This is a genomic window from Prevotella sp. AM23-5 (genome assembly GCF_003473645.1).
Taxonomy (GTDB): domain Bacteria; phylum Bacteroidota; class Bacteroidia; order Bacteroidales; family Bacteroidaceae; genus Prevotella; species Prevotella copri_A.
Genome location: NZ_QUCG01000068.1, coordinates 1 through 1,406, shown reverse-complemented (window position 1 = coordinate 1,406; position 1,406 = coordinate 1). Strand labels below are relative to the sequence as shown.

At 35.4% G+C, this 1,406-nt stretch carries 3 protein-coding genes; all 3 read right to left on the bottom strand.

Going from position 1 to position 1,406, the window contains the following annotated elements; translation table 11 throughout:
* Positions 1–489 precede the first annotated feature (489 nt).
* Genes DW657_RS13835 through DW657_RS17585 form a run of 3 tightly spaced genes read right to left on the bottom strand, consistent with a single transcriptional unit; the run spans position 490 to position 1,364 of the window.
* Positions 490–873 carry a YopX family protein gene (locus tag DW657_RS13835; protein ID WP_118313064.1) on the bottom strand — a complete coding sequence of 128 codons (384 nt, stop codon included), beginning with the start codon at positions 871–873 and terminating at the stop codon, positions 490–492.
* Positions 874–876: 3 nt separating this feature from the next.
* Positions 877–1,164 (bottom strand): hypothetical protein, encoded by a 288-nt coding sequence (locus DW657_RS13830; RefSeq protein WP_118313063.1) that lies wholly within the window; start codon positions 1,162–1,164, stop codon positions 877–879.
* A gap of 5 nt (positions 1,165–1,169) precedes the next feature.
* The gene (locus tag DW657_RS17585; protein WP_147381955.1) at positions 1,170–1,364 is read right to left on the bottom strand and encodes a hypothetical protein; all 195 of its coding nucleotides are present in this window, start codon (positions 1,362–1,364) and stop codon (positions 1,170–1,172) included.
* Positions 1,365–1,406: the final 42 nt, after the last annotated feature.

Below are 1,406 nucleotides of genomic sequence, written 5' to 3'. Positions count from 1 at the left end.
AAGCATCAGGAAGAGCAATGATGAATGTAAATCTGTTTTGTTCATAATTAACCCTTTCTTCTACGATTTTTGATATGTAATGCTAAAGCGCAAAACGACAACAATAGCACTAATAATTGTCCTGCTTCCATATTACTTTTCCTCCATTATTTTTTCTAATCTAACCTTCATACGCTATAATTGCTTTAATTTATTGAATATCTTGGCAAAACGGTGCATGTAATCAAAGTTGACGCTTTCACCATACTCACACACCATTCTGTTATATAACCAACGTAGATGCTCCGCATCCTCGTGGAACTCTTTAATATCTTGTTCGTCTAAGACTATTTGTTTCTCCATACGCTATTTATTTTTCTGTTCAAACTTTTGAATAAGAATGTTACAATCATCCCATTCTGCACAATTATGTACCCAATCTGGGATAAATGTGTGATGCGAACTAAGCTTTTTGAGCTTATCATTCAATGCGGTTTGTATTCTCATACGCTACATCTCCTTATCGAATTTATTGTCAACAAAAGACCACCCAGAACTTTCAACGATAGCTCTAAGAGAATAATTAATATGTCTTCTATCATCTACGCATTTAAAACCACATAAAGAATCATCCCATTCTACTGTGGCTACGTTTTCAAGATATGGACTTTTTATCATATCACCTTCCCAAATCTCATTGCCTTTGCAGTCTTTCAGCCCTGTGAACATACAGACTGTAGTAGGGTCAACTTGTATATTCGTAACCATAAATCCTCTTTCATTGATATGTGGGCAGTAGATATAAACCTTGTTCCCTTTATGTAAAAGGTCACCTTCCACCCACTCGCTATTGTCAAGACGCTTTGCCTTGAACTTGATATTTTCTGTTTTCATACGCTATAATTCTTCTTTTTCAAATTCACTTTTCGGAACTCTGTAAGATGTACTATGCCATTCACCCTCATCATCTTTACCTATAGCATATTTGGAAAGCATATCTCTCAATGCCTTATAAGCTAAAGTGTTGTGACGAATCTGAATACGTATAAAGTTCTCATTATCACACATTGTAAGTGGTGATTGAGTGTTTATATACACTCTGCCTTTCTTACCAAGGTTACTTCCATTGTAACGTTGGTAGAAATATCCGCTAGCCTTATGCTTGATTCTGTAAGGTTTAACCATAACTATTAATCTATCAATTTTATATTAAAATAAGCAGCGAGGGCGTTTTCCGCTTCTCTGCAATGTGCTCTTACCTCTATATCTCTACTTGGGTCATAGCAAGCTTCTGGTGGAATTTTTCTTCTTCCACGTGCAAACATACAGAAAAGCTCACAAATTGTATCTATACCAAACTTTTCTGATAGTTGTGTTCTTTTCATTTCTACTTTACTCGAGAGTGTAAACTAAACTGTGTCAAGCTA